20 protein-coding genes and 3 tRNA genes are annotated in these 24601 nt (G+C 69.2%); 13 read left to right on the top strand and 10 right to left on the bottom strand.

Annotated features, from left to right (window positions below):
- Positions 1 to 32 precede the first annotated feature (32 nt).
- Complete coding sequence (gene queA / locus DK427_RS22135) at positions 33 to 1130, top strand: tRNA preQ1(34) S-adenosylmethionine ribosyltransferase-isomerase QueA (protein WP_109953263.1); 1098 nt, start codon at positions 33 to 35, stop codon at positions 1128 to 1130.
- Positions 1131 to 1138: 8 nt separating this feature from the next.
- Positions 1139 to 2293 carry a tRNA guanosine(34) transglycosylase Tgt gene (gene tgt, locus DK427_RS22130; protein WP_109954317.1) on the top strand — a complete coding sequence of 385 codons (1155 nt, stop codon included), beginning with the start codon at positions 1139 to 1141 and terminating at the stop codon, positions 2291 to 2293.
- Between the two features lie 92 nt (positions 2294 to 2385).
- Here tgt and DK427_RS22125 read toward each other — a convergent pair whose 3' ends face one another.
- The gene (locus DK427_RS22125) at positions 2386 to 3447 is read right to left on the bottom strand and encodes a hypothetical protein (RefSeq protein ID WP_109953262.1); all 1062 of its coding nucleotides are present in this window, start codon (positions 3445 to 3447) and stop codon (positions 2386 to 2388) included.
- A gap of 140 nt (positions 3448 to 3587) precedes the next feature.
- On the opposite strand from DK427_RS22125, the gene DK427_RS22120 reads away from it, so the two are divergent.
- Positions 3588 to 3663: transfer RNA gene (locus DK427_RS22120), tRNA-Lys, on the top strand.
- A gap of 151 nt (positions 3664 to 3814) precedes the next feature.
- On the opposite strand, the gene DK427_RS27425 is transcribed toward DK427_RS22120, so the two are convergent.
- Entirely contained in the window at positions 3815 to 3946 is a 132-nt protein-coding gene (locus tag DK427_RS27425; protein ID WP_281276963.1) for a hypothetical protein, read from the bottom strand.
- Positions 3947 to 4447: 501 nt separating this feature from the next.
- Here DK427_RS27425 and DK427_RS22115 point away from each other — a divergent pair.
- Entirely contained in the window at positions 4448 to 6490 is a 2043-nt protein-coding gene (locus tag DK427_RS22115) for a sensor histidine kinase (RefSeq protein ID WP_245930671.1), read from the top strand.
- Positions 6490 to 7830 carry a sn-glycerol-3-phosphate ABC transporter substrate-binding protein UgpB gene (gene ugpB / locus DK427_RS22110; protein ID WP_109953260.1) on the top strand — a complete coding sequence of 447 codons (1341 nt, stop codon included), beginning with the start codon at positions 6490 to 6492 and terminating at the stop codon, positions 7828 to 7830. Before DK427_RS22115 ends, ugpB begins: the two co-directional genes overlap by 1 nt.
- Positions 7831 to 8434: 604 nt before the next feature.
- On the opposite strand, the gene DK427_RS22105 is transcribed toward ugpB, so the two are convergent.
- Entirely contained in the window at positions 8435 to 10180 is a 1746-nt protein-coding gene (locus tag DK427_RS22105) for a DUF3369 domain-containing protein (RefSeq protein WP_109953259.1), read from the bottom strand.
- 295 nt (positions 10181 to 10475) lie between these two features.
- On the opposite strand from DK427_RS22105, the gene DK427_RS22100 reads away from it, so the two are divergent.
- Positions 10476 to 11210 carry a response regulator gene (locus DK427_RS22100; RefSeq protein ID WP_109953258.1) on the top strand — a complete coding sequence of 245 codons (735 nt, stop codon included), beginning with the start codon at positions 10476 to 10478 and terminating at the stop codon, positions 11208 to 11210.
- A 111-nt stretch (positions 11211 to 11321) separates the two neighbouring features.
- Here DK427_RS22100 and DK427_RS27420 read toward each other — a convergent pair whose 3' ends face one another.
- On the bottom strand, positions 11322 to 11444 hold the full coding sequence (locus tag DK427_RS27420) for a hypothetical protein (RefSeq protein WP_281276962.1): 123 nt from the start codon (positions 11442 to 11444) through the stop codon (positions 11322 to 11324).
- A 192-nt stretch (positions 11445 to 11636) separates the two neighbouring features.
- Here DK427_RS27420 and DK427_RS22095 point away from each other — a divergent pair, with 192 nt between their 5' ends.
- The gene (locus DK427_RS22095; RefSeq protein WP_109953257.1) at positions 11637 to 13052 is read left to right on the top strand and encodes a sensor histidine kinase; all 1416 of its coding nucleotides are present in this window, start codon (positions 11637 to 11639) and stop codon (positions 13050 to 13052) included.
- A gap of 279 nt (positions 13053 to 13331) precedes the next feature.
- Positions 13332 to 13619: a hypothetical protein gene (locus DK427_RS26520; protein WP_162559872.1), complete on the top strand. Its 288-nt coding sequence runs from the start codon at positions 13332 to 13334 to the stop codon at positions 13617 to 13619.
- 124 nt (positions 13620 to 13743) lie between these two features.
- On the opposite strand, the gene DK427_RS22090 is transcribed toward DK427_RS26520, so the two are convergent.
- From DK427_RS22090 to rocF, 4 genes are all read right to left on the bottom strand, one after another.
- A tRNA-Asn gene (locus tag DK427_RS22090) sits at positions 13744 to 13819 on the bottom strand.
- A gap of 186 nt (positions 13820 to 14005) precedes the next feature.
- Positions 14006 to 14079 (bottom strand) — tRNA-Cys (locus DK427_RS22085).
- A 136-nt stretch (positions 14080 to 14215) separates the two neighbouring features.
- Entirely contained in the window at positions 14216 to 15073 is an 858-nt protein-coding gene (locus tag DK427_RS22080) for an urease accessory protein UreD (RefSeq protein ID WP_109953256.1), read from the bottom strand.
- Complete coding sequence (gene rocF, locus DK427_RS22075; RefSeq protein ID WP_245930670.1) at positions 15070 to 16038, bottom strand: arginase; 969 nt, start codon at positions 16036 to 16038, stop codon at positions 15070 to 15072. Before rocF ends, DK427_RS22080 begins: the two co-directional genes overlap by 4 nt.
- A 322-nt stretch (positions 16039 to 16360) precedes the next feature.
- Between rocF and urtA the strand changes: the two genes are divergently transcribed.
- From urtA to urtE, 5 genes are all read left to right on the top strand, one after another.
- Positions 16361 to 17602, top strand: a complete 1242-nt coding sequence (gene urtA, locus DK427_RS22070; RefSeq protein WP_245931084.1) for an urea ABC transporter substrate-binding protein — start codon at positions 16361 to 16363, stop codon at positions 17600 to 17602.
- Positions 17603 to 17821: 219 nt separating this feature from the next.
- Complete coding sequence (urtB, locus tag DK427_RS22065; RefSeq protein ID WP_109953254.1) at positions 17822 to 19411, top strand: urea ABC transporter permease subunit UrtB; 1590 nt, start codon at positions 17822 to 17824, stop codon at positions 19409 to 19411.
- A 2-nt stretch (positions 19412 to 19413) separates the two neighbouring features.
- Positions 19414 to 20565 (top strand): urea ABC transporter permease subunit UrtC, encoded by a 1152-nt coding sequence (urtC, locus tag DK427_RS22060; RefSeq protein ID WP_109953253.1) that lies wholly within the window; start codon positions 19414 to 19416, stop codon positions 20563 to 20565.
- A complete protein-coding gene (gene urtD / locus DK427_RS22055; protein ID WP_109953252.1) occupies positions 20562 to 21389 on the top strand; it encodes an urea ABC transporter ATP-binding protein UrtD in 828 nt (275 codons plus the stop codon). The genes urtC and urtD overlap by 4 nt, the downstream gene beginning before the upstream one ends.
- A 202-nt stretch (positions 21390 to 21591) precedes the next feature.
- Positions 21592 to 22287 carry an urea ABC transporter ATP-binding subunit UrtE gene (urtE, locus tag DK427_RS22050; RefSeq protein ID WP_109953251.1) on the top strand — a complete coding sequence of 232 codons (696 nt, stop codon included), beginning with the start codon at positions 21592 to 21594 and terminating at the stop codon, positions 22285 to 22287.
- A 19-nt stretch (positions 22288 to 22306) separates the two neighbouring features.
- Here the strand turns inward: urtE and DK427_RS22045 are convergent, their stop codons facing one another.
- Positions 22307 to 23125 carry an FkbM family methyltransferase gene (locus tag DK427_RS22045; RefSeq protein WP_109953250.1) on the bottom strand — a complete coding sequence of 273 codons (819 nt, stop codon included), beginning with the start codon at positions 23123 to 23125 and terminating at the stop codon, positions 22307 to 22309.
- A gap of 567 nt (positions 23126 to 23692) precedes the next feature.
- On the bottom strand, positions 23693 to 24532 hold the full coding sequence (locus tag DK427_RS22040; RefSeq protein ID WP_109953249.1) for an SGNH/GDSL hydrolase family protein: 840 nt from the start codon (positions 24530 to 24532) through the stop codon (positions 23693 to 23695).
- Between the last annotated feature and the right edge of the window lie 69 nt (positions 24533 to 24601).

Here is a 24601-nt window from a genome sequence, read left to right as displayed (position 1 = left end):
TTCGCGCGCGCATTCCGTGCAGGTGGCGCCCGATGCGTGTGGACCTCTTCGATTTCGACCTGCCCGAGGCGAGCATCGCGCTGCGCCCCGCCGAGCCGCGCGGCTCGGCGCGCCTGCTCGTGGTGGATCCGGACGCCGGCCTCGCCGACGCCCGGGTCGCCGACCTGCCGGGCCTGCTCCGGCCGGGCGACGCCCTGGTCTTCAACGACACGCGGGTGATCCCGGCGCGTCTCCACGGCCTGCGCCTGCGCCCGGGCGCGCCGGGCCAGCGCATGGAGGCGATGCTCCACCTGCGCGAGGCGCCGGATCGCTGGCGCGCCTTCGCGCGCCCGGCCAAGCGCCTCGCGATCGGCGACCGGATCCGCTTCGGCCCCCAGACGGACCAGGCCTGCGACCTCGCCCGGCTCGACGCGACCGTGACGGGGAAGGGGGAGGGCGGCGAGGTCGTGCTACAGTTCGACGTCGCGGGCCCGCACCTCGACGAGCGGATCGCCGCGCTCGGCATCCTGCCGCTGCCCCCTTACATCGCGGGCAAGCGCCCGGTCGATGCCCGGGACACGGCCGATTACCAGACGGTCTACGCCCGCGAGCCCGGCGCGGTCGCGGCCCCGACCGCGGGCCTGCACGTCACCGAGGATCTGCTCACCGCCCTCGACGCCGCCGGTCTCGCGCGCCACCACGTCACGCTGCATGTGGGCGCCGGCACCTTCCTGCCGGTGAAGGCGGAGGACACCGCCGAGCACCGCATGCACGCCGAGATCGGCCATCTCGACGCCGAGACAGCGGAGGCGCTCAACGCGGTCCGGACGCGGGGCGGCCGGGTCGTCGCTGTGGGCACCACGGCGCTGCGCCTGCTGGAGAGCGCGGCCGACGCGGCGGGCCGCCTGCACCCCTTCGCGGGCCCGACCGAGATCTTCATCACGCCGGGCTACCGCTTCCGCGCGGTCGACGCGCTGATGACGAATTTCCACCTGCCGCGCTCGACCCTGTTCATGCTGGTCTCGGCCTTCTCCGGCCTCGACACGATGCGCGCGGCCTACAGTCACGCGATCCATTCGGGCTACCGATTCTACTCCTACGGCGACGCCAGCCTGCTCTTCCCGGCAGCGCGCACGGACGAAACCCCATGATGCGCCTCATGACCGAGCCCCAAGCGACGCCCGACTTCCGTTTCCACGTCCACGCCACGGATGGGCACGCCCGCACCGGCGCGATCACGATGCCCAGGGGCGTCGTCCGCACGCCGGCCTTCATGCCGGTCGGCACCGCCGCCACCGTGAAGGCGATGTACGCGGACCAGGTGCGCGACCTCGGCGCCGACATCGTGCTCGGCAACACCTACCACCTGATGCTGCGCCCCGGCGCCGAGCGCATGGCCCGCCTCGGCGGCCTCCACCGCTTCATGCGCTGGGAGGGGCCGATCCTCACGGATTCGGGCGGCTTCCAGGTGATGTCGCTCTCGGCGCTCCGGAAGCTCGACGAGGACGGCGTCACCTTCCGCTCGCACATCGACGGTACTAGTCACCGCATGAGCCCGGAGCGGTCCATCGAGATCCAGGGCCTGCTCGGCTCCGACATCCAGATGCAGCTCGACGAGTGCGTGCGCCTGCCCGCGCCCCCGGAGGCGATCGAGAAGGCGATGCGCCTGTCCCTGCGCTGGGCCGAGCGCTGCCGCGCGGCCTTCGGCGAGCAGCCGGGCAAGGCGATGTTCGGCATCGTGCAGGGCGGCGACGTGCCGGAATTGCGCGTCGCGAGCGCGCGGGCGCTGGTCGATCTCGACCTCAAGGGCTACGCCATCGGCGGCCTCGCGGTGGGCGAGCCCCAGGCCGTGATGCTCGCCATGATCGAGACGGTGGAGCCGCACCTGCCGGCCCACAAGCCGCGCTATCTCATGGGCGTCGGCACGCCGGACGACCTCCTGCGCTCGGTCGAGCGCGGCGTCGACATGTTCGACTGCGTGATGCCGACCCGGGCCGGGCGCCACGGCCTCGCCTATACCCGCCACGGCCGGATCAACCTGCGCAACGCCCGCCACGCCGAGGACACGCGGCCCCTCGACGAGACCTCCGCCTGCCCGGCGGCGCGCGACTATTCCCGCGCCTACCTGCACCACCTCGTCCGCTCGGACGAGATCCTCGGCATGATGCTGCTGACCTGGAACAACCTCGCCTATTACCAGGAGCTGATGGCGGGCATACGGGCGGCGATCCGGGAGGGCCGCTTCCTGGCTTTCGCGGAGGAGACCCGCGCGGGCTGGGAGCGGGCGGAGGCTGCGGCGAAGGCCGGAGGCTGACGCCGGGCCGTGTCACCCTCGCGCCGGTCATGCAGGGCTCCGCCCTGCACCCGCGAAAGGCCCGGGCCTTTCGGTACCGTGATCCCTGCGCCTCAAGGGTGGGCGAGCACCCGGTAGAACCCGTCCGGCGCGTCAGCGCCGGTGCGGGCCGCGTCCTTCAGCCCGGCCACGATCCGGTCCGCCACCGGCAGGCGGTAGTGCAGGGCGTCCCAGTAGTTCGCGTCCTCGGTGGTGACGGGTGACGGAATGCGGAAATCGACCGCCAGGGCGCCGCGCACCCGGCCGATCTCGGCAACCCTGGCCTTGCAGGCCGCCTCGCGCCGGCCGGCCTCCGTGCCGGGCTGCCCCTGCGCCGCGGCGTGGACCGGCATGAAGGCCAGGATGCGCCGCGTCTCGCGCGGGAGCGCCGCGAGCAGCGCGTCGAGCCGGTCGAGCGCCGGCATCCCGCCCTCCGCCGGCCCCGCGCCGCCGGGCGCGACGGCGTCGGGATCCATCGCCGTGCCCGCGCGGATGTGCGCCCGCGCGCGGGTGAGATCGTAGGCGGTCTCCGGCGGCGTGAATACGGCGTAGCCGTCGGACCGGATCCGGGCGGGCGCGAGGTGCAGGGCGTGCAGCGCCACGCGGGAGGCCACCGTGAGCGCCTGCCAGCTCACCTGATGCCAGAGGCCCAACGGCGCGTCCGGCGCGTAGAGCCAGTCGGGGAACGGGTGCTGCGTACGGGCCGGCGGCGCGGCGGCGCACCACGTCGCGTCGAGCCCGAACAGGACCGTCCGGGGCCGCCCCGCGGCGAGGAAGAGCCCCGCGAGCCTCATCTGCTCGTCGGGCGTGGCCGCGTTGACCGCGAGATTGGTGAAGCGCCCGCCGAAGGCCTCCGCGAGCGCCCCGGGTTCGAGCAGGCGCGCGGTCGAGGTTCCGAAAACGGCGGCGTCGAAGGCGCCGCTGCGGGCGATCTGCGGGTACATGAAGCGCTGGTTGCGGTCCATGATCGGCCCGGGCGCCCGCCCCGGCCCCGTCCGCAGCCCGTAGGGATCGAGGACGGCCACGAGACCGACCACGGCGAGGCCGAGCGCCAGCACCGTCCCGGCGAACAGGATCGCGAAGGCGCGCCACGTTCCGGCGGGTTCGGACAGGGGGCGCGGGGCGTCACGGCTCATGGATCCGCCGCTCTCACCCAACCGTGGCGGCGTCGGGGCAAAGCCCGGGGCGCAGCCACCTTCCCGGTTGACCGCCCCCGACCGCTCCCCTATTGCGGGCCATGCTTCGGACCGGCCACAACGAGCGCCAGACCGGATGCGAGCGCGTAGCTCAGCTGGTAGAGCAACGGACTTTTAATCTGTAGGTCCTGGGTTCGAGCCCCAGCGCGCTCACCATTCCAGACCAAGTGTACTCCCGGTTCTCAACCGCCTCGGCGACCAAAGGTCGGCAATTCGTGAGGCGTCTCGCCGGCCAGGACTATTCTGCGGCTTCGTTCGCTTCCGGAGCTCCGGCCCTGTCGAGAACCAGAAATTCCGCCGGCAGCCTTTAAACGAAGTGTGCGGGCAGAGCCGCAGCCTGGACATATTGCAGAAGCGCCGTCGCCAGACCCGCCAGCAGGGCCCAAATCACGATCTTATCAGTCGCGGTCGTGGCCCAGATCGTCGTCTTGGTCGTCATCCTGAAAACCTCTCGCTGTCGCGGCCCTGTTTCGGTCCTGCCGTGAGAGGGGCTTGTGAGCGAGATCGATGTCGGGACGATTGCTTCGCGTATTGCGTGCGCCGCGTCTGCCACAGAGCCAAGTCCCGCAGACAGCACCGTTGGTATGGACGGACGCGGCCGGCATGCGATACGCAGTGTTCGTGCTAGCAAAGTAGAAAGCGCATCCTCTTGCCGGACTACGTTCGCTCAGCCGGCATCGCACAGCGCGTTTTCGTCGTCGGCGCCATCCCAGTCGTCATCGCGGTCCTGATCGCCTTCGCCGCATGGGCGCTTCTGATCCGAGTGGAACGAGCCCGAGACGGAACTGTACTTTCAAGCGAGACGTTCCATACCTTCACATCGCTCAACAAGGCACGGGACGACTATATCGGACGGGTGTTCGCTGATCGCGAAACCTCGCGCCAACGCTTTGACGGCCTCGTCTCAGTTACAACGCACCAGCTAGACCAGCTGGCGCCCGTGGCACGGACCGCAGATCAGGCCGGCCGCATCGAGACGGTCCGGCAAGACCTCACAGCCCTCTCGGACCAGATGCGGTCGCTCGTCCGGCTCGACAGTGCACTCGTGGCATCCACAGAACAGATGGCCCACCGCGCCGAGACGCTCGTCGCGCTGACCGATGCCGAGCGGCAGCGGCAGCAAGGCGAGAACGGCACGCTGGTCACGGTGCTCACGAGCAAGGACGCCGCCCTGGAGAAAAACCAAGTTCTGGTCAGCGCTCTGCGCGACCTCCGCGAGGCGATCTCGGCCGTCGAGCTGAACAAGACTCGCATCGGGCGGCCAGTCTTTCAGATCGAGTTCGACGAACTCGACGGCGACATCCGCCAGCTCAACGAGGCCGGCACGCGGCTGCAGGAGGTCCTGCGGAAGCAGGCGCGCGATCCTGAAGCGGCCGAGCTGGCGGCGCTGCTGCAGAGCTACCGCGTCAGGAGCGAGGCCTCGACCGGCCTGAGCCGCATCATCGCGGAGGGGTTCGAGCTCACACGGGCCACACAGTCGGGCAACGATCTGATCGTCTGGAGCGACCGGCTGATCCGGGAGAACCGCGCGCAGCAGCAGTCGCTCCAATCCGAAGTCGCAAGCCTGATTCGGAATTCCGTCACGTCGAACGAGGCGGAGCTCACCGCGCAGAGCCTGGCACTGGCCGCGCTGCGCCTCGCGCAGCAATCGACATCCGCACTCGCCCGCCGCAGCATCGCGGAAGCGTCGTCCACCGTCCGGGAAGGAGCCGAACTCGCTCGTCGCGCCCACTCACTCGCGATGCCGGCAAGCATCCGCGGCGGGATGAGTGCGGCGATCGAGGGCTGGCGGGAGCAGCTTGCGGCGACCGTCGCGAAACTCGGCGAACAGAACGCGCTGATCGCCGATATGGATCGGCGCGCGATGGTGATGAGCGAGAATGCGCGCGCGCTCGCGCAGGCCTTCATCGAGGACGCCGACCGTTTCGGCACCTCGATCCGCCGGCTGCTCCTCGCCGGGACTGCGGGCGCCCTGCTCATCGGCACGGCCGCAGTGTTTGGCGTCGCCCGCTCGATCACCCGGCCGCTGCGCAGACTTCAGGACACGCTGGTGCGCGCGACGACGGACCCGGCGATCGGGCATGTCGCCCTCGCGACTCGGCGGGACGAGCTCGGCGACATCGCCCGGGCCTCGAACGCATTCCTGGCCGAGCTGAGGCACCGGGAGGAAGGGTGGCGCGACGCGGCCCGGCGCGCCGACGAGGCGCTGACGGAGCTGCGCCGAACCCAGGACGACCTCATCCGGGCGGAGAAGCTCGCCTCGCTCGGTCAGCTCGTGGCAGGCGTGTCCCACGAGATCAGCACGCCGCTCGGGATCGCCTTGACGACCGCGACGCAGGTCGAGGCCGACTCGGCGAGCTTCGAGCAGCTCGTGGAGGACAACCGGCTCTCGCGCTCCCGCCTCCTGCACTATGCGGGCCGCATGCGCGAGGGATCCCGCCTCGTGACCGCGAACCTGATGCGAGCCTCAAACCTCATCCACAGCTTCAAGCAGGTTGCCGTGGACCAGCTCCTGGAGGAGCGGCGCGAGATCGATCTCGGCGCGTGGATCGAGGATCTCCTGAGGAGCCTGCGCGCGCTCACCCGCCCAGGACGACACGAGATCCTCGCGGCCTGTCCCCCGAGCGCGGTGCTCGACACCTATCCGGGACTCCTGGCTCAGGTGCTGACCAACGCGATCAAGAACGCGATCGACCACGGATTGCGCGACCGCCAAGGCGGCCGCGTCACCGTGACAGTGACTCCGGAGCCCGAGCGGATGACCATCGAGATCGCCGACGACGGGGTTGGTATCGAGCCCGACCATCTCGGCCGGGTCTTCGACCCGTTCTTCACCACGGCGCGGTCGCGCGGCGGTACGGGCCTCGGGCTCCACATCGTCCACAACCTCGTCGTCAGCCGCCTGGGCGGAAGCGTCGCCCTGCGGAGCGAACCCGGACGCGGGACGGTCCTGCGCCTCCAGCTTCCCCGCCGCCTGGGCTGATGTCGATTCGATTGCGGAGCAGGACTATCCCGACGATCAGCTTCCTTCTCGGCCTTGTCCTGGCAGCCCTGCCGGGGCTCGCCTGCGCCGCCACGGAGCTTCAGCTCTGGCACTCGCTCGACGGGGCGAACGGCGCGCTGGTGGCGCGCATCGCGGACGACTTCAACGCCTCGCAGGGCGCCTACCGGATCGTCACGATCTACAAGGGGCCCTACGCCGAGACGATCAACGGGGGCATCGCAGCCTATCGGGCCGGCGAGGGACCGCACCTTCTCCAAGTTTTCGAGGTCGGCAACGGCACCATGGCCGCCGCTATCGGTGCGGTGCGGCCGGTCTCGGACGTCATGCGGGAGGCCGACCGCGCGATCGCGCCCGAGGCATTCCTGCCGGTGATCGCGACGAACTATCTCGGGCGGGACGGCGGCATGCTCTCCCTGCCGTTCAACATCTCCGCGATGGTGATGTGGATCAACCGCGACCGCTTCCGCGAGGCGGGGCTCGATCCCGACCAGCTGCCGGAGACCTGGCCGCAGGTCTTCGAGGCCGCCCGCACGCTGCATCGGGCGAACCCCACCGGCTGCGCGCTCTCGACCGCCTGGCCCACCTGGGCTCACATCGAGCAGCTCTCGGTCTGGCACGACCGGCCGATCGCCACGCGCTCGAACGGCCTCGACGGCTTCGACACCGAACTCGTCTTCAACCGGCCCTTCCAGGTGCGGCACCTCCAGAACATCGTCGACCTGCATCGCGCGGGCGTGTTCGCCTATGCAGGCCGGACCAACCGGGGAGAGGCGCGCTTCATCGCGGGCGAGTGCGGGATCTTCCTGACGTCGTCGAGCATGTACGGCTCGATCGCGGTCCGCGGGCGGTTCGATTGGACAATCCGCCCGATGCCCTACTATCCCGACATCGTCGCCGAGCCGCAGAACGCGATCCTGGGTGGCGGCTCTCTCTACGTCATGCAGGGCAAGACGTCTCACGAGTACGCGGGCGTTGCCGCGTTCCTGGCCTTCGTGCTGAGCTTCCCGCAACAGGCACTGCTCTACCAGAACTCCGGTTACGTCCCCGTCACCCGCGCCGCCTACGAGGATGCCCGCCGCACCGGGTTCTACGCGCAGAATCCGAAGCTCGAAGTGGCGGTGCGGGCGATCATGCGCCGGGAACCGACGCGCAATTCGGCAGGTCTCCGGCTCGGGAACATGCTGCAGATCCGCGACCTCTGGGCCGAGGAGATCGAGGAAGCGCTCGCCGGGTCGAAATCACCGCAGCAGGCGCTCGATGCCGCCGTGGCCCGGGGCAACGCGGTGCTGCGCCTCTTCCAACGCAGAACCGCGCGCTGATGGGCAGCCCGGGGGCCTGGCGCGATCCTCTGCGGCAGGCCCTGGGACCGCGTTGGGGGACGTTGCGGCCACGACGCCGAACCTCTCTTGGAGCGTCGGCGGCGCGCGGCCGGCAGCAGCAGCAGCGGGATAGGGGCCCGTCCCCAGCACGGCCCGAAGCAGGGCGCAGTCCTCGGCGTCGCTGATACCGTCCTGAGAGATGTGCATCCCGGCCTCCCTCACCGCGCAATCATCGACGCGGCGGCGCTGGCGCGGCCGTCGATGGGGATCGTCCGGACCGCGCGGGCGGGGCCGCGTCGGCCGCCGCGGCGGCGGGAGCCCGCGGCGGTGGCAAGACCGGCGTCGTGGGCGCGCGCTCCGAGACGATCACGGTGACCAGGCCCAGGGCCGTGGCGAGTGCCGCGCTGGCCGACGCCAAACCGAGATTGTGGCCCATGATCCCTCCGACATCGTTCTCGGGGACCTCAAGGCCCCCGCTCCGATCGCGGGGTTTAAGCAGCTCGGTTCGCGGCCGTGTTGCGTCGCGCGCGGTCTCGGGCAGGTTCCGGCGGAGACGTGTTTCGCTGCGGCGCGAACGACGCAACAATTCGCGCCCGGCCGCGGCTCAAAGCAGCGCGACCGCCTCGTAAGGGAACCGGATCGAGAAGGTACTGCCGCGCCCCGGCCCCTCGCTCGCGGCCTCGGCGCGACCGCGGTGGAGTTCGGCGATGCGCTTGACGATCGACAGGCCGAGGCCGGTCGATCCTTCACTGCCCGTAGGCTTGGCCGAGAGCCGCTGAAAGCGGCCGAACAGGCGCCCGGCATCCTCGGGTGAGAGGCCGGGCCCATGATCGGTGACCGCGCACACGATCTCGCTCGCATCGCGCTCGACGCGGATCGTGATGGTGCCTCCGACGAAGCTGTACTTGACGGCGTTCGAGACGAGGTTGTCGACCGCTTCCCGCAGACGCTCGGCATCGCCGCACATGTAGGCCTCCTCGGGTAGGTCGAGCTGGAGGATCTGACTCTTGGACTCTGCGAGCGGCCTGTTCGCCTCGCAGACCTCCCGGGCGAGGGCGGCGAGGTCGACTGGCTCGCGCCTCAGGGTGATGTCGAGCGCGTCTGTCATCGCGTCGGCCATCAGGCTGTCGATCATGCCGAGGAGGCGGGTCGCCGAAGTACGGATATAGGCGACCTGGGTGGCGAGTTGATCCTTCGGCGCGCGCTCCAGGGCGATCAGATCCGTCAGCATCTCGGAGCGCCCGAGGATGACCGAGAGCGGGTTCTTGAGGTCGTGCGCCACGGTACCGAGAATCTCGGTCTTGAGGCTGTTGGCGCGACGGAGGTCGGAGCGCTGGGCGGCCAGACGCCGGTTGGCCCGGATCAGCTCGGCGGTGCGCTCCACGACCCGCTGCTCCAGCGTGACGTTCGCCCGCTGCAATTGCTCGTACAGGATGACGTTGTCGAAGGCGATCGAGAGGCGGCTGGTCAGCAGGGCGATGAGCGCCCGGTCGGTGTCCGAGAGCGGGCGGTCGGTGTCGATCAGCGCGACGATTTCGCTGCCGCTCGCGGTCTGCAAGTAGAGCGTCGACCAATGATCTCCGAAACTGTTCCGCCGCTCCTCGAAGGCGACCTCGACAATCGGTTGGATCTGCGGGTCGAGCGGCCAGGGAGGGTTCCGGTCGACGTAGTCGCTGTACAGGCCGGAGCCCGCGAGCACCGAGAAGCGCTGCGCGGAGGCGTCGTTCTCGCGCAGCACGAGGATCCCCGCGCAGGCCACGTTGAGCAGGGAGGCCACTTGGGTGAGCACGCCCTCGGACAGCCGTTGCAGCGATTTGTGGTCGAGCAGCGTCGGGGCGGCGTCGATGATGATCTCCAGGCCGCGCCGGGTATCGTCGAGGCGCTTGAGATGCTGGTAGGCTCGTAGGGCCGCGGTCAGGCTGGTGAAGAGCTTGTCGGCGGTGAGCTCGGTCTTCGCCCTGTAGTCGTTGATGTCGTAGTCGACGATCACCCGTCGCTCCGGAGCCTGGCCGGGCTGTCCCGTGCGCAGGATGATGCGTGCCGTCTCGTCCCCGAGGTCCCGCCGGATGTACTCGACGAGGTGGAGGCCGGCATCGTCCGTCTCCATCACGACATCGAGCAGGACGACGGCGACGTCGCGCCGCTCGGTCAGGAGCGTGCGCGCCTTGGTGGCCGAGTGGGCCGACAGGATTTCGAGGCCGCGTCCATCGAGAACGTATCCGGCGAGCGCGTAGCGGGTGCCGTCGTGCACGGCGGGATCGTCGTCGACCACCGCGATCGTCCAGGGACGGACGCGAGGGGCGGCCTCGTCCGCCTCGTCCGGAATCAGGTGAAGGATATCGTCATCCATGGGTTGAGCACGCCCGCACATAGCAGCCATCCCGACCGACCAGGACGGAATGACCGAGGATGGTGATAAAAGATAGACTCCGTGTTGCCCTTGTCAGCAACGGGCGCCCCTTCCAAGCAAGGCTCCGTCCTTCTGTGAGCAGTGCCGTGCGCAACAAGGAAATCCGCTTGGGACAACGCGGGCGAGCTCTGAACTCAGAGCTTGGCCTGTCACGGGCATGCTGTATACCCAATCCGGCTGATCATTCCGCCGACGGTCGCGCGGGGACGATCGGCGGCGGGTGCCGACGGGACCGATGAGTGCAGGCGCAGCCCATATCTTTGTCGTCGACGACGAGGCCGACGCCCGCGCGATGGTCGGCGATTATCTCAAGATGCACGGATTCGAGGTCACCCTCTGCGACGGCGGGCGTGCCCTGCGGGCCGCGATCGCGCAGCGCACCCCGGATCTCGTGGTGCTCGACCTGAACATGCCCGAAGAGGACGGGCTCTCGATCGTGCGGGACCTCAAGGCGCGATCGGTGATCCCGATCATCATGCTCACCGCCACGGCGAGCGCCATCGACCGCGTGGTCGGGCTGGAACTCGGCGCCGACGACTACCTGCCGAAGCCGTGCGAGCTGCGCGAACTCGTCGCCCGCGCTCGCTCTGTTCTGCGGCGGGTGCAGGGAGCGACCGCTAGCGCCCCCACTGGGACAGCCCCAGCCCCGGAAGCGGGGCGGCGGGTCCGCTTCGGCACCAAGTGGCTCGAACTCGACGCCCTGCGCTTGCGGGACGAGCGCGGCGAAGAGCAGGCTCTGACGCGCTCCGAATTCGATCTTCTGAAAGCCTTCGCCGACCACCCGAAGCGGGCCTTGTCCCGGGAACGCCTGCTCGACCTTGCAGATGCGCGCGACCCCGACGCATTCGACCGCGCGATCGACGTGCGGATCAACCGGATCCGCAAGAAGATCGAGCCGGATCCGGCCAATCCCAGATTCATCTGCACCGTGCGGGGCTTGGGCTACGTCTTCCGCCCGGACGGCGATTAGCTTCCCGACCACGGCAGATTCAATCACAGATCAGCACGGCCAAGGGTAGGATCGTCGCGCTGACGAAGTTGCAGAGGATGAGGGCGGCGAGGACGTTCATGGCTACCGCCCTCATCGTGCCGGAACGGAGACGTGCGCGACCGGGGCCGCGCTCGCGGGCGAGAGTGCCGGTGCGTAGGCCATCGCGAGCATGCTGCTGCCAACGATGATCAGTCTGGTGATGATCTGAAGCATGGTCGTTCCCCGCGCGGCCTTCGCTGGCCGTCCTGGCGGCAGCCATGTAGGGGCGCCGCGTTGCAGCCGTGTTGCGCGCGTTGTTGCGTCTTGGATGGAATTGTCGCGGCAGGTGCATGTCCGCTCGGACGATGCGTCGGGACGCCGTCCTGGCGCGAGCCCTGAGAATCACAGTCCAGATGGGATGACTGCATGCACAGGCTGCTGCTCAAGCTCGGCCTCCGCTTCGAAGATCCCCGCGAGGAGAGCCGGTTCGTCCAGCAATTCACCCTCGACGACCTGGGCCGCACCCGGGCCGCGATGGTGCTCGGCGCCTTCGTGTACTGTTCCTTCTCGGCCATGGACTGGATCCTGAGCCCGGATGCCTGGGCCGTGGCCACCGCGATCCGGCTCGGCGTCGCGCTTCTGGTCCTCCTCCCGGCCACCCTCCTGCTCGCCCGGCCCGACGCGCACCCTTGGGCAGAGCAGATCTACCTCGTGTACTGCGTCGTCCCGGGCTGCATGCTCAGTGTGATCTACGTCTTCCTGAGGCCGAGCTTCGATCACGGCGCCGCGGGCATGATTGTGGTGATCCTGTTCGTGTCGACGCTGCTCCCGTTGCGGGTGTCCTCGTTCGGTGTCTTCGCCGTCCTGACCTGGACCTGTTTCGCCCTCTTCGAGACGGTGGCGACGCACGACAATTCCGGCTTGGCCCTCGTCAACAACGCCGAGATCGGCGCGGCCTACGCGCTCTCGCTCTACGGTGTCGGCGCCCGGGAATTCCGTGCGCGACGCCAATTCCGGACGAGACAGGAGCTGCAGGTCGAGAAGGAGCGCTCTGAGGCGACGCTGACCGAGTTGCGCGCGGCACAGGCCCATCTGATCCAGGCCGAGAAGCTCGGCGCGCTCGGGCAGCTGGTGGCGGGCGTCGCCCATGAGATCAACACGCCAATCGGCTTGGCGCTCACAACCTCGACCGCCTTCGATCACAGCCTCGCGGACCTGCGCCGGACGGTCGGTTCGGCACAGGTTCGCCGCTCGGACCTGATCCGAGGCATCGAGCGGCTGAATGAGGGATCGGCCCTGGTCTTCTCCAACCTCATGCGCGCCGCCGACCTGATCCAGAATTTCAAGCAGGTCGCGACCGATCAGGCGGCAGGGGACCTGCGCACCTTCGAAGTCCACGATTGGCTCGTCGAGTTGATGAGCACCCTCGGTCCACTCCTCCGGCGCAAGGGACACCAAGTCAGGCTCACCTGCGCCGATGGGATCCTCCTCAACTCCTATCCTGGGGCGCTCGCGCAGGTCGTCAGCAACCTCGCGCTGAATTCCGTGATCCATGCCTTTCCCGAAGGTCACGCGGGCACGATCACGATCGACGTGGCCCGCCTTGACGACGCGCAGGTCCGGATCGTCTTCCGCGACGACGGAAAGGGCATTCCAATGGAGAACCGGCAGCGGATCTTCGATCCGTTCTTCACGACACGCCGAGATAAGGGGAGCACCGGCCTCGGTCTGCACATCGTCTACAATCTCGTCACCTCAACCCTGCAGGGTCGGATCGAGCTGGAGAGCGATGAAAATTCCGGAACGCAGTTTACAATTTACGTTCCAACACTGATAGTATAGTTTGTAAGAATATTAACCGGATAATATCTGAGATATTCAGTCACTCATCGTGCCGCCGCCTATCCATAGGACGATCGCTTTCATGCTCGCGCAAGAGCGCGGTGCGGTTGAACCGAGCGCAGAAACGGCCGACGCTGCGACTGACCGAAAAATCTCTATTGTCGCACTGCCTATAAAGGCGTTACCTTGGTATCATCGCTCGACTGACCAGAAATAAACATTTTCAGGCGCCCTGCAGTAGGCAACGCTCAAGGTGCTGCATCAGAGGCTTCAAGGAGATTGGCCAGCGTCGGTCGTCTCAGGGCAATCACCCTGCTGGCGGAGGCCGACGCGAAAAGCAGGCCGGAAGCCGATGCCCAGGCACGAACGGAGATGGAAACCAATATCCGGGCGGAAGCGGAAGCCAAGTCGCGCACCGAGGCCGAGGCGACGGTCAGAGCAGACGTGGCGAGAGCCGAGCCGCCCGCGAAGGCTGACCGCGCGAACAGTGCTTCGAGTGAGACTAGCGCCAAGCACCAGCGCGGGCCGCAAGATCATCACGCGGCGTGGAATGAGATGCAGAGATAGGTTCAGGGCCGCTTGAGCACTCGGCGCTCGCCTCGAGCCACCGGAGCCGGCGCGAGCGCGTCGAGAAAGCGAGTTCCGTGGCGAACGGCCTCGGCTAGCAGCGCATCGGCGACGTGGGAGCGGCTGGCTCCCCGAGCAGGACTCGAACCTGCGACAAGGCGATTAACAGTCGCCTGCTCTACCAACTGAGCTATCGGGGATCGCGAGGGGGTATCTACACAGGCGGGCGAGGGCTGGCAAGCGAAGATTTCGGCGCCCTGCCCATGTCTGCCCGGCTCGCGGGACGGGCACGTGAAAACTACGCACAAGTCGTTCGCGGGCATGAAAAAACCGGCCCTGGACATCGTCCCGGCCGGCTCGCTCATCGATGCGCGCAGCGCGAAATTTGGAGGCCTCGCCCGGAATCGAACCGGGGTGCAAGGATTTGCAGTCCTCTGCGTAACCACTCCGCCACGAGGCCTTCGGCGTCTGCTCCCCGTAGGGGCATCGCGTCCCGAGCCGGGCGGCCGGCTCAAGGTGGGCGGTCTCTAGCAGAGGTGAGGGGCGCGAGGCAACGGCCTTGCGGGCGCTCGTGCCCCCAAACCTGCGCCGGCCTCTCAGGTCTGCCAGACCCGGGGGAGAGGGGCCGCCCGATAGGCTTCGAGGAAGCGGGCCGCGAGCACCCGCAGCGGGCCGATCGCGGGCGCGAGCATCCGCACCGCGAGATGGCCGTTCCAGGCGCTGGCACCCGCCTCGACGCCGAGGGAACCCGCGCCGTCGAGAAGCGCGCGCGCCTCGTCGAGCCGGGCCTCGGCCCCCGGCGCGAGGTCGAGCAGGGTGGCGCAGGCGGCGGCCCCGCCGCCGATCGCCGGACGGGCCAGCAGGCCGCCGACCGGCCCGTCGAGCCGGACCGTGTCGGCGTAGACGAGACGGCCATTCCTGCGCACGCGCCACACGTCCTCGAACAGGGCTTCGGAGAGGATCTCGCCCCGCGCCGTCCGGCCGAACGCCACCGCCTCGAAGATCAGGAGCGCGGCATCAGGCGCGAGATCGGCCTCGAAGCGCCGGCGCACCCGCGCGCGGTCGAACAGGATCGTCTCCTGCGGCAGCCAGGCGAGCTGCGCGCCCGCGGCCAGCCCGACGCGGTTCTCGATCCGGCTCACGGGCCCGTCCGAGCGGTAGAGCTTTTCCGCAGCCGTGCTGGTGAAGCAGAGCCGGGCGCCCTCCGCGAGGTCGATCGCGACGCTGAAGCGGTCGCCGCAGGCGACGCCCCCGGCGGTGTTGACGAGGACGGCCTCCGTCTCGCCGGCACCGTGGCGGCCCGGGAAGCGCAGGCGCAGCGGGCCCGCCTCGGCGAGGTCGCGTAGGCGGGCCGGCCCGGGCCCGTCGCAGACGAGCGCGACGCGCCCGACCGAGCGCTGGCGCGCGGGCGCCGCGCCGGTTGAGGCGCCCGCCGGAGAGACGCGCGCGTTCATGCCGGGCCGCGTCCGGGAAGGGCCTCGATCGGCGGCGTCGGGCGGTCGAGGATGCGTCGGCCGAACAGGCTCGCGACCAGCTCCACCAGCACGCGGGCGCTGCGGCCGCGCTCGTCGAGGAACGGGTTCAGCTCGACCACGTCGAGGGAGCGGACCAGCCCGGAATCGTGCAGCATCTCCATGATCAGATGCGCCTCCCGAAAGGTCGCACCGCCCGGCACCGTGGTGCCGACGCCCGGCGCGAGCGCGGGGTCCAGGAAATCGACGTCGAAGCTGACGTGCAGATGGTCGCCCGCCTCCGCCACGCGGTCGAGGATGCGCCGGAGCGGGGCCACCACGCCGAACTCGTCGATGTCGCGCATGTCGATCACGCCCAGCCGGCGCGCGCGGACCAGCGCGCGCTCGCCCGCATCGATCGAGCGCAAACCGAACAGGTGGACCCGCGCGGGGTCGAGGCTCGCCCGATCGGCATCCTCGAACAGCCCGGAAAAGCCCGGCTCGCCGCAGAGCGCGGCGAGCGGCATGCCGTGGATGTTGCCCGAGGGCGAGGTCTCGGGCGTGTTGAAGTCGGCGTGCGCGTCGAGCCAGAGCACGGAGAGGGCCCGCCCCGCGGCCGCGCAATGGCGCATCGCCCCCTCGACGGAACCCAGGGACAGGCTGTGGTCTCCGCCCATCACCAGCGGCAGGCCGCCCGCATCGAGCGCCGTCTCCACCGCCCTTGCCAGGGCTCGGGTCCAGGCGGCGACGGCGGGCAGGCCGCGCGCCTCCGGGACGAGGCCCGGCGCCACGTCGCCCGCGTCGACGACCTCGTGGCCGAGATCGCGCAGGCTGAGGATCAGGCCGGCCGTGCGCAGGGCCGCCGGTCCCATCAGGGCTCCGGGCTCGCTGGTGCCGACCTCGATCGGCGCTCCGATCACGACGATCCTGCGCCCCGCCGCGCCGCCGTCGGGCAAGACCTCGTTCAAGACCCTGCTCTCCTGCCATGTCCGGACCCGGGCGCTCTAGCAGAGGCCGGGCCAGAAGGCGAAGGTGCTCAGCTATCCGGCCTCCCTGCACAGGCCCGGGGCAGGCAAAGCGTCAATCGCCTACAGATTAGGCATATCGGCGTGCGTCCGCGTCAGGGCACTGCATACGCCGCAGGCCGTCTGTTGAAACCGCGCGCAGTCGAAGGCCGCGCATTCTGGCACGGCCATTGCTGAAGGGCCTCAGCCGCGGAAACAGCGGCCGGGGAACCGCACGATGACACGACTGAAGACCTGGGTTTCGGCCGCGGCGCTCGCCGGCGGCATGGCGCTGGCCTCTCTGGGCGCCGGCACGGCACGGGCGCAGGAGACCATCAAGGTCGGCATCCTGCACTCGCTCTCGGGGACGATGGCGATCTCCGAGACGACGCTGAAGGACGCGATGCTGATGCTCATCGCGGAGCAGAACAAGAAGGGCGGCGTGCTCGGCAAGAAGCTGGAGCCGGTGGTGGTCGATCCGGCCTCGAACTGGCCGCTCTTCGCCGAGAAGGCCCGCGAGCTGATCGCGAAGGACAAGGTCTCGGCCGTGTTCGGCTGCTGGACCAGCGTCTCGCGCAAGTCCGTGCTGCCGGTGTTCAAGGAGCTGAACTCGATTCTGTTCTATCCCGTCCAGTACGAGGGTGAGGAGAGCGAGCGGAACGTGTTCTACACCGGCGCCGCGCCGAACCAGCAGGCGATCCCGGCCGTCGACTACCTGATGAAGGAGGAGAAGGTCGAGCGCTGGGTTCTGGAGGGCACCGACTACGTCTATCCGCGCACCACCAACAAGATCCTCGAGGCCTACCTGAAGGCCAAGGGCGTGAAGCCGGAGGACATCTCGATCAACTACACGCCCTTCGGCCAGTCCGACTGGCAGACGCGCGTCGCCGCCATCAAGAGCTTCGGCTCGGCCGGCAAGAAGACCGCGGTGGTCTCGACCATCAACGGCGACGCCAACGTGCCGTTCTACAAGGAGCTCGCCAACCAGGGCATCAAGGCGACCGACATCCCGGTGGTCGCCTTCTCGGTCGGAGAGGAGGAACTCGCCGGCATCGACACCAAGCCGCTCGTCGGGCACCTCGCCGCGTGGAACTACTTCGAGTCGATCGACACGCCGGAGAACAAGGCCTTCATCCAGCAGTGGCAGGCCTACAAGAAGAACCCGAAGGCCGTGACCAACGACCCGATGGAGGCGCACTACATCGGCTTCAACATGTGGGTGAAGGCTGTCGAGAAGGCCGGCACGGTCGATCCCGACAAGGTCATCGCGGCGCTGCCGGGCACCGAGCAGAAGAACCTGACCGGCGGCACCTCGACCATGCTGCCCAACCACCACATCACGAAGCCGGTCTTCATCGGCGAGATCAAGGACGACGGCCAGTTCGACGTGGTCAACAAGACCGAGGGCCTGATCCCGGGCGAGGCGTGGTCGAAGCAGCTCGAGGGCTCGAAGGACCTCGAGGCCGACTGGGTCAAGCTCAACTGCGGCAACTACAACACCAAGACGAAGAAGTGCGGCGGCGCCTGAGCCGAGGCTTCGTCGGACCCGAACCGTGATTCCGGGGCGCCTGGGGCGACCCCGGAATCCACGAACAGCGCGATCGGTCACCCTGACACGTCGGTGGGCACGGATCCCGGGCGCCGCTCCGCGGCCCCGGGACGACGGCGCGGGTGTCGGACACCGTCGCGCCTCCGCAGACACCGCCGAGACGGCGCCCACCCGCGCGACCGCGGAGACCCGAGCTTCATGATCCGCATCCTCATCCTCTCGCTCCTGCTCGGCCTCGCCGCGCCCGCGCGCGCGCAGGACGCACCGCCGCCGGCCGACGCCTACGCGCGCCTCGCGAGCGACAGCTACGGCGACATCGAGGCCGGCATCGCGGGCCTTGCCGCGAGCGGCGATCCGCGGGCGGGCGCCGTGCTCGCCGCCCTCGCTGAGGGCAGGCTGCTCTACCGCCCGGCCGACAAGGCGCTCTTCATCAAGCAGGGCAACGCCCTCGCGGACGCCCGAACCGGCGCACCCGCCGAGGCCGAGGGGCTCAAGCCGGTCCGCGCCAACAACAAGATCCGCCGCGCGCTCGACGCCGCGCAGGGTCAGCTCAACCTCACCAGCCCCGATCCCGCCCGGCGGCGCGAGGCCGCCGACGCGGTGTTCAAGGCGCGCGATCCCCTGGTTCTTCCGGCGGTCGAGCGCGCGCTCGCGGCGGAATCCGATCCGGGTGTGAAGCGGGTCCTCGCCGCCGCGCGCGCCGCCGTGCTGCTCGCGAAGCCCGACACGCCGGAGAACGAGCGGGTCGCGGCGCTCGCCGCGATCCAGGCCCGGGGCGACGGCGACGCCATCGCGATCCTGCGCAACGTCGCGGCCAGCGACCCGAGCGAGATGGTGAAGGCCGCGGCCGCCCGCAGCATCCAGGCCGTCGAGACGCGGCTCGCCGTGGCGGCGGCCGCCCAGAACGTCTGGTACGGCGTGTCGCTCGGCTCCGTGCTGCTGCTCGCCGCGATCGGGCTCGCCATCACCTTCGGGGTGATGGGCATCATCAACATGGCGCACGGCGAGATGGTGATGCTCGGCGCCTACACGACCTTCCTCGTGCAGGACGCGATCCGGGCGCACGCGCCGGGCCTGTTCGACTGGTCGCTCGCCATCAGCATCCCGTGCGCGTTCCTGGTGGCGGGCGCGGTGGGCGTCGCGATCGAGCGCGGCATCATCCGCTTCCTCTACGGACGCCCGCTGGAGACACTGCTGGCCACCTTCGGCGTCAGCCTCGTGCTGCAGCAGGGCGTGCGCTCGATCTTCGGGCCGACGAACCGCGAGGTCGGCTCGCCGGGCTTCATGTCGGGCGCCTTCGACATCGCCGGCCTCTCGATCACCTGGGGCCGGATGTGGATCGTGCTGTTCTCGTTCAGCGTCTTCCTCGGGCTGCTCTTCGTGCTGCGCAGGACATCGTTCGGCCTGAAGACCCGGGCGGTCACCCAGAACCGCCGCATGGCCGCCGCCATGGGCATCCGCACGCCCTGGGTCGACGCGATGACCTTCGGCCTCGGCTCCGGCATCGCCGGCATCGCGGGCGTGGCGCTCTCGCAGATCGACAACGTCTCGCCGAACCTCGGCCAGGGCTACATCATCGACTCGTTCCTGGTCGTGGTGTTCGGCGGGGTCGGCAATCTCTGGGGCACGCTGGTGGCCGCGCTCACGCTCGGCGTCGCCAACAAGCTGTTCGAGCCGTATTTCGGCGCGGTGCTCGCGAAGATCGCGCTCCTCGTCTTCATCATCCTGTTCATCCAGAAGCGCCCGCGCGGCCTGTTCGCGCTCAAGGGCCGGGCGGTGGAGTCCTGAGCATGACCCGCACCCGCCTCATCGATCCCAAGGGCTGGATCTTCCTCGGCGCGCTCGCCGCCTTCTGCCTCGCGGTGCCGCTCCTCAACCTCGGGGTCGCCGAGGGCTCCGGGCTGCACCTGCCGACCTATCTGGTCTCGCTCTTCGGCAAGTATCTCGCCTTCGCGCTGCTCGCGCTCAGCCTCGATCTCGTCTGGGGTTATTGCGGCATCCTCTCGCTCGGCCACGGCGCCTTCTTCGGGCTCGGCGGCTACGCGATGGGCATGTACCTGATGCGGCAGATCGGCCCGCGCGGCGTCTACGGCAATCCGGTCCTGCCCGACTTCATGGTGTTCCTGAACTACAAGGAACTGCCCTGGTACTGGCTCGGCTTCGACCATTTCGCCTTCGCGGCGCTGATGGTGCTGGCGGTGCCGGGGCTGCTCGCCTTCGTGTTCGGCTGGCTCGCCTTCCGCTCGCGGGTGACGGGCGTCTACCTGTCGATCATCACGCAGGCGATGACCTTCGCGCTGATGCTGGCCTTCTTCCGCAACGACATGGGCCTCGGCGGCAACAACGGCCTGACCGACTTCAAGGACATCCTGGGCTTCCCCGTCCAGGCGCAGGGCACGCGCGTGGCGCTCTTCGTGGCGACCGGGATCGCGCTGGCGCTCGGCTACCTGGTCGCCCGCTTCATGACGGTCTCGGCCTACGGCAAGATCCTGATCGCGGTGCGGGATGCCGAATCGCGCACGCGCTTCCTCGGCTACCGGCCGGAGCACTACAAGACGCTGGCCTTCACGGTTTCGGCCATGATGGCGGGCGTGGCCGGGGCCCTCTACGTGCCGCAGGTCGGCATCATCAACCCGGGCGAGTTCGCGCCCACCAACTCCATCGAGGCGGTGATCTGGGTCGCGGTCGGCGGGCGCGGCACGCTGGTCGGAGCCGCGCTCGGCGCCGTCATCGTCAACTACGCCAAGACGGTGCTCACCGGCGCGATGCCGGATGCGTGGCTCTTCGCGCTGGGCGCCCTCTTCGTGGTCGTGACGCTCTTCATGCCGAAGGGCATCGTCGGCAGCCTGATCGAGCGCTTCGGCAGCCCGCGCGCGCGGGCCAAGCTGCCGCCCGAGCCCGAGATCGCGCCGAAACTCGCCGAAGAGGGGCAGGGCCGATGAGCGACGCCGACCTCCTGACGCCGGTCAGCGCCACCGCGCCCGGGCGGCCCGACGACGGGCGCGCCGCGGCCCAGCCCAAGCGCGTCACCGACGCGCTGCTCTATCTCGACGATCTCAGGGTCACCTTCGACGGCTACCGGGCCCTGCGCGGCCTCTCGCTCACCCTCGACCGGGGCGAGATGCGGGCGATCATCGGCCCGAACGGCGCCGGCAAGACCACGATGATGGACTGCATCACCGGCAAGACGCGGCCGGACACGGGCATCGCGCTCTTCGACGGCGTGCACGACCTGACGAAGCTCGACGAGCCGGCGATCGCCGACCTCGGCATCGGCCGCAAGTTCCAGAAGCCGACCGTGTTCGAGAGCCACACGGTGGCCGACAACATCCTGCTGGCGCTCAAAGGCCCGCGCTCGGGCGTCGCCTCGCTGTTCGGCTGGCGCAACCGGGTCGAGGCCGAGCGGATCGACGCGCTGCTCACCAAGGTCGGGCTCATCGCGCACCGTGGGCGTCCGGCCGCCGACCTCTCGCACGGGCAGAAGCAGTGGCTGGAGATCGGCATGCTGCTGGCGCAGGACCCGAAGCTGCTGCTAGTGGACGAGCCGGTCGCCGGCATGACGGACGCCGAGACCGCCGAGACCGCGACGCTGCTCCGCGAGATCGCCCGCGACCACGCGGTGATCGTGGTCGAGCACGACATGCACTTCGTGCGCGCCCTCCAGTGCCGCGTGACCTGCCTGCACGAGGGCGCGGTGCTGGCCGAGGGCTCGATCGACGCGGTCTCGGCGGACCCGAAGGTGGTCGAAGTCTATCTGGGGCGCTGAGCACCGTGTCGGCGCCCTGCCAAGTCATGGTTTCGAAAGGTCGAGACCTTTCGCGGGTGCAGGGCAGAGCCCTGCTGTCGAAGCCCGGGCCCGGCAAAGCCGGGTCCCGGTCTCAACACCCGGGGCGCCGCCCCGGGATTCCGCCAAAGGGCCTGGAGGCCCTTTGGGATCCCCGGAACTCCATCGAGCAGGCAGCAGGACGATGCTGACGGTCGACTCCATCGATCTGTACTACGGCGCCGCCAAGGCTTTGCGGGCCGTCTCGCTGACCGCCGAGCCCGGCCGGGTCACGGCGGTGCTCGGCCGCAACGGCGTCGGCAAGACCTCGCTGATGCGCGCCATCGTCGGCCAGCAGCCGATCGCCAAGGGCTCGATCCGGCTGGGCGACACGGTGCTGTCGGGCCTCGCCCCCTACGACCGGGCGCGCGCCGGCGTCGCCTTCGTGCCGCAGGGCCGCGAGATCTTCCCGCTGCTCACCGTGAAGGAGAATCTCGAGACCGGCTTCGCGCCGTGCAAGCGGTCCGACCGCTACGTGCCGGCCGAGATCTACGACCTGTTCCCGGTGCTGAAGGACATGCTGCACCGGCGCGGCGGCGACCTCTCGGGAGGCCAGCAGCAGCAGCTCGCCATCGCCCGGGCCCTGGTGACCCGGCCCAGGCTCCTCGTCCTCGACGAACCGACCGAGGGCATCCAGCCCTCGATCATCAAGGATATCGGCCGGGCCATCACCTACCTGCGCGGCAAGGGCGAGATGGCGATCGTGCTGGTCGAACAGTATTTCGAGTGGGCCCGCGATCTCTGCGACACCTACGCGGTGATGGATCGCGGGCAGGTGGTCGATGCGGGCGCGCGCGCCGACATGGACGAGGCAGCCGTGCTGCGTTGGCTGTCCGTCTAGACGCGCGCGCCCCGGCTGATCAGGTGCGGGTGGCGATGAAGAACCAGCGGGTTCCGTCCAGGGACCGGGTGTCGTCCAGCGGCGTGAACGGACCCGCATCCGTCCGGCAGAAGTAGCGGTCGAAGCGCTCCGCGTCGAAATGGGCGAGCAGCCTGTCGACGGAGCCGCCGAACTTCTCCAGCCCGGCGCCGCCGTGCACCTCGATGAACCAGTTCTTCACCTGCGAGAGTGCCCCGGACGCGCCCTCGAGCACCGCACACTCGAAGCCCTCGACATCGAGGTAGATGATGTCCGGGACGCCGAATTCTCCGATCAGGCTGTCGACCGACCGGCTCGGCACCCGGATGACGCCGTGCGTCCCTGCGCCGCCATCGACCTGACCGTTCAGGCTCTCGTTGAAGGCGATCTCGCCATCCTCGGACGCGGCGGCCGCGTGCAGGAGCGTGAGGTTGTGCGCGCCGTTCAGCGCGATGTTCTCCCGGGCCACCTGCGCGTTGTGCGGGTTGGCCTCGAGCGCGACGACCCGGCCCGAGGCGCCGACGCAGGCGGAGAGCTGGAGCGCCACGACGGCTTGGTGCGCGCCGAGATCGAAGACGATGCCCCCCTCGCGCAGCGCGCCGGCATCCTGGAAGAACCTGATCTCCGCGAGCGTCTCCTGGTCGTGGTCGTACCATTCTTCGGCGACCGGGTCGCGCAGGCTGACCTTGAGGTCGAGCCCACCGAACCGGTGCGAGACGACGCGCCGGTTGAACGACCTGATCTCGCGCTCGCGCCGCGTCCGGCGCCCGAGCGATTGCAGCCAGCGCGGCATCGTCTTCTTCGACAGAGCGATCAGCATCTCGTTCCACTCCGACTCGACAAAGCGGTTCTCGTATGAGCGTTTTCATAGCGCCAACTGCGGGATGGCGGCAGCGGAAAATAGACCTCGCTGTTGTCATCTTCGAGTTTCAGTTAACATCGCTCACCGTTGTAGAGATATTATCCGGATGGCATCACGAGATTGAGAGATCCGATCCGACACATTTCTGAACAGGACGTGTCATGTTGGGCCGCAGAACGCCGCGACGTGAGGTGTCGTGCTTCAGATCCGGACAACGCCGCCGACGCCCGATGGTCCGGCGGGCGCGCGTCGTGGCGGGAGCCCGATCCAAAATCCACCAGCGGGCCGCTCAACGAGAGCAGGGCCGGATGCTCGGAGCCGACAGCCCCCACGGGTAGGGCCACGATCCGGTCGACCGGTCGGACAGTCCGGACAGGGGAGGGACCGCCCGAAACGGTCGAAGCCAGTCCGGCGCGCGAGCGCGGATCGGCACAAAAGCCGAGGGCCCCCGGTCGCGACACGACCGGGGGCCCTCGTATGCGTCTGAATACGTGCCTGTCTCGCGGCGGGTGACCCGCGGGCCGGTTACTCCGCCACCGCCTCGGCGACGCTGACGCGGCCCGAATCCTCGACGATGGCGGCGGCGGCGGCCTGCGCCAGCAACGCGTAACCGCCATCGGTCATGTGGAGCCCGTCAGCCGCGAAGAGCTGCTTGCGGGTCAGCTTGCCCTCGCGGATCCAGTCCTGCATCAGGTCGGCGCGCCGGATCACCGGGACACCCATATCGTCGCCGATCTCCCGCACCGCGTCGCGGAACCGGTAGGAGCCGGGCGTCGCATCGAGCGCCGGGCACCATTGCGGCTCCATCAGCACCACGTCGATGCCGGCCTCCTGCATGCGCTTGATCGCGCCGACCGTCGCCTCGCGGAAATGGTCGATGGACACGCCGCGCAGCGGGTCGTTGCTGCCGGTCTGCCAGATCACCAGCTGGGGCTCGGCCGCGATCACGTCCCGGTCAAGGCGCTTGAGCATGTCGTCCACGTGCTCGCCGCCGATGCCGCGGTTGAGCACCGTGACGCCGCCGAGCTGCGGGTAGAGCTTGCGCAGCGAGGCTTCCAGAAGGGGCGGGTAGGCCTTGGTCGGGCTGCTGGCACCGATACCCTCCGTCGAGGACGAGCCGAAGGCGACGATGCGCAGGGGCGCGCCGATCGCGATCTGACGGGCGACGTGGGGGAGATCGGGCTGCTCGGCCGAGCCGAGGCCCAGCACGTCGAGATTGAGCGGCACCGGAAGCAGATCCGCGTAGGCCAGGACGGCCGAGGGAAGCACCATCAGGCCGGCGATCAGGCCGGCGGTGCGGGCGCTCGTGCGAGCGAACTTCGTGGCGGCGCGGAGAGCGGTGAGGGCAGGCACGACCGGAACCATCAATCTGTCGTTCGACGCAGATAGAGAGTGCCACGCGGCCCCGGAAGACCGGGTTCCGCCCGACACTCG

Origin of the sequence: Methylobacterium radiodurans, assembly GCF_003173735.1 — a bacterium.
Classification (GTDB): Bacteria; Pseudomonadota; Alphaproteobacteria; order Rhizobiales; family Beijerinckiaceae; genus Methylobacterium; species Methylobacterium radiodurans.
This window is presented reverse-complemented; position numbering and strand designations above follow the sequence as displayed.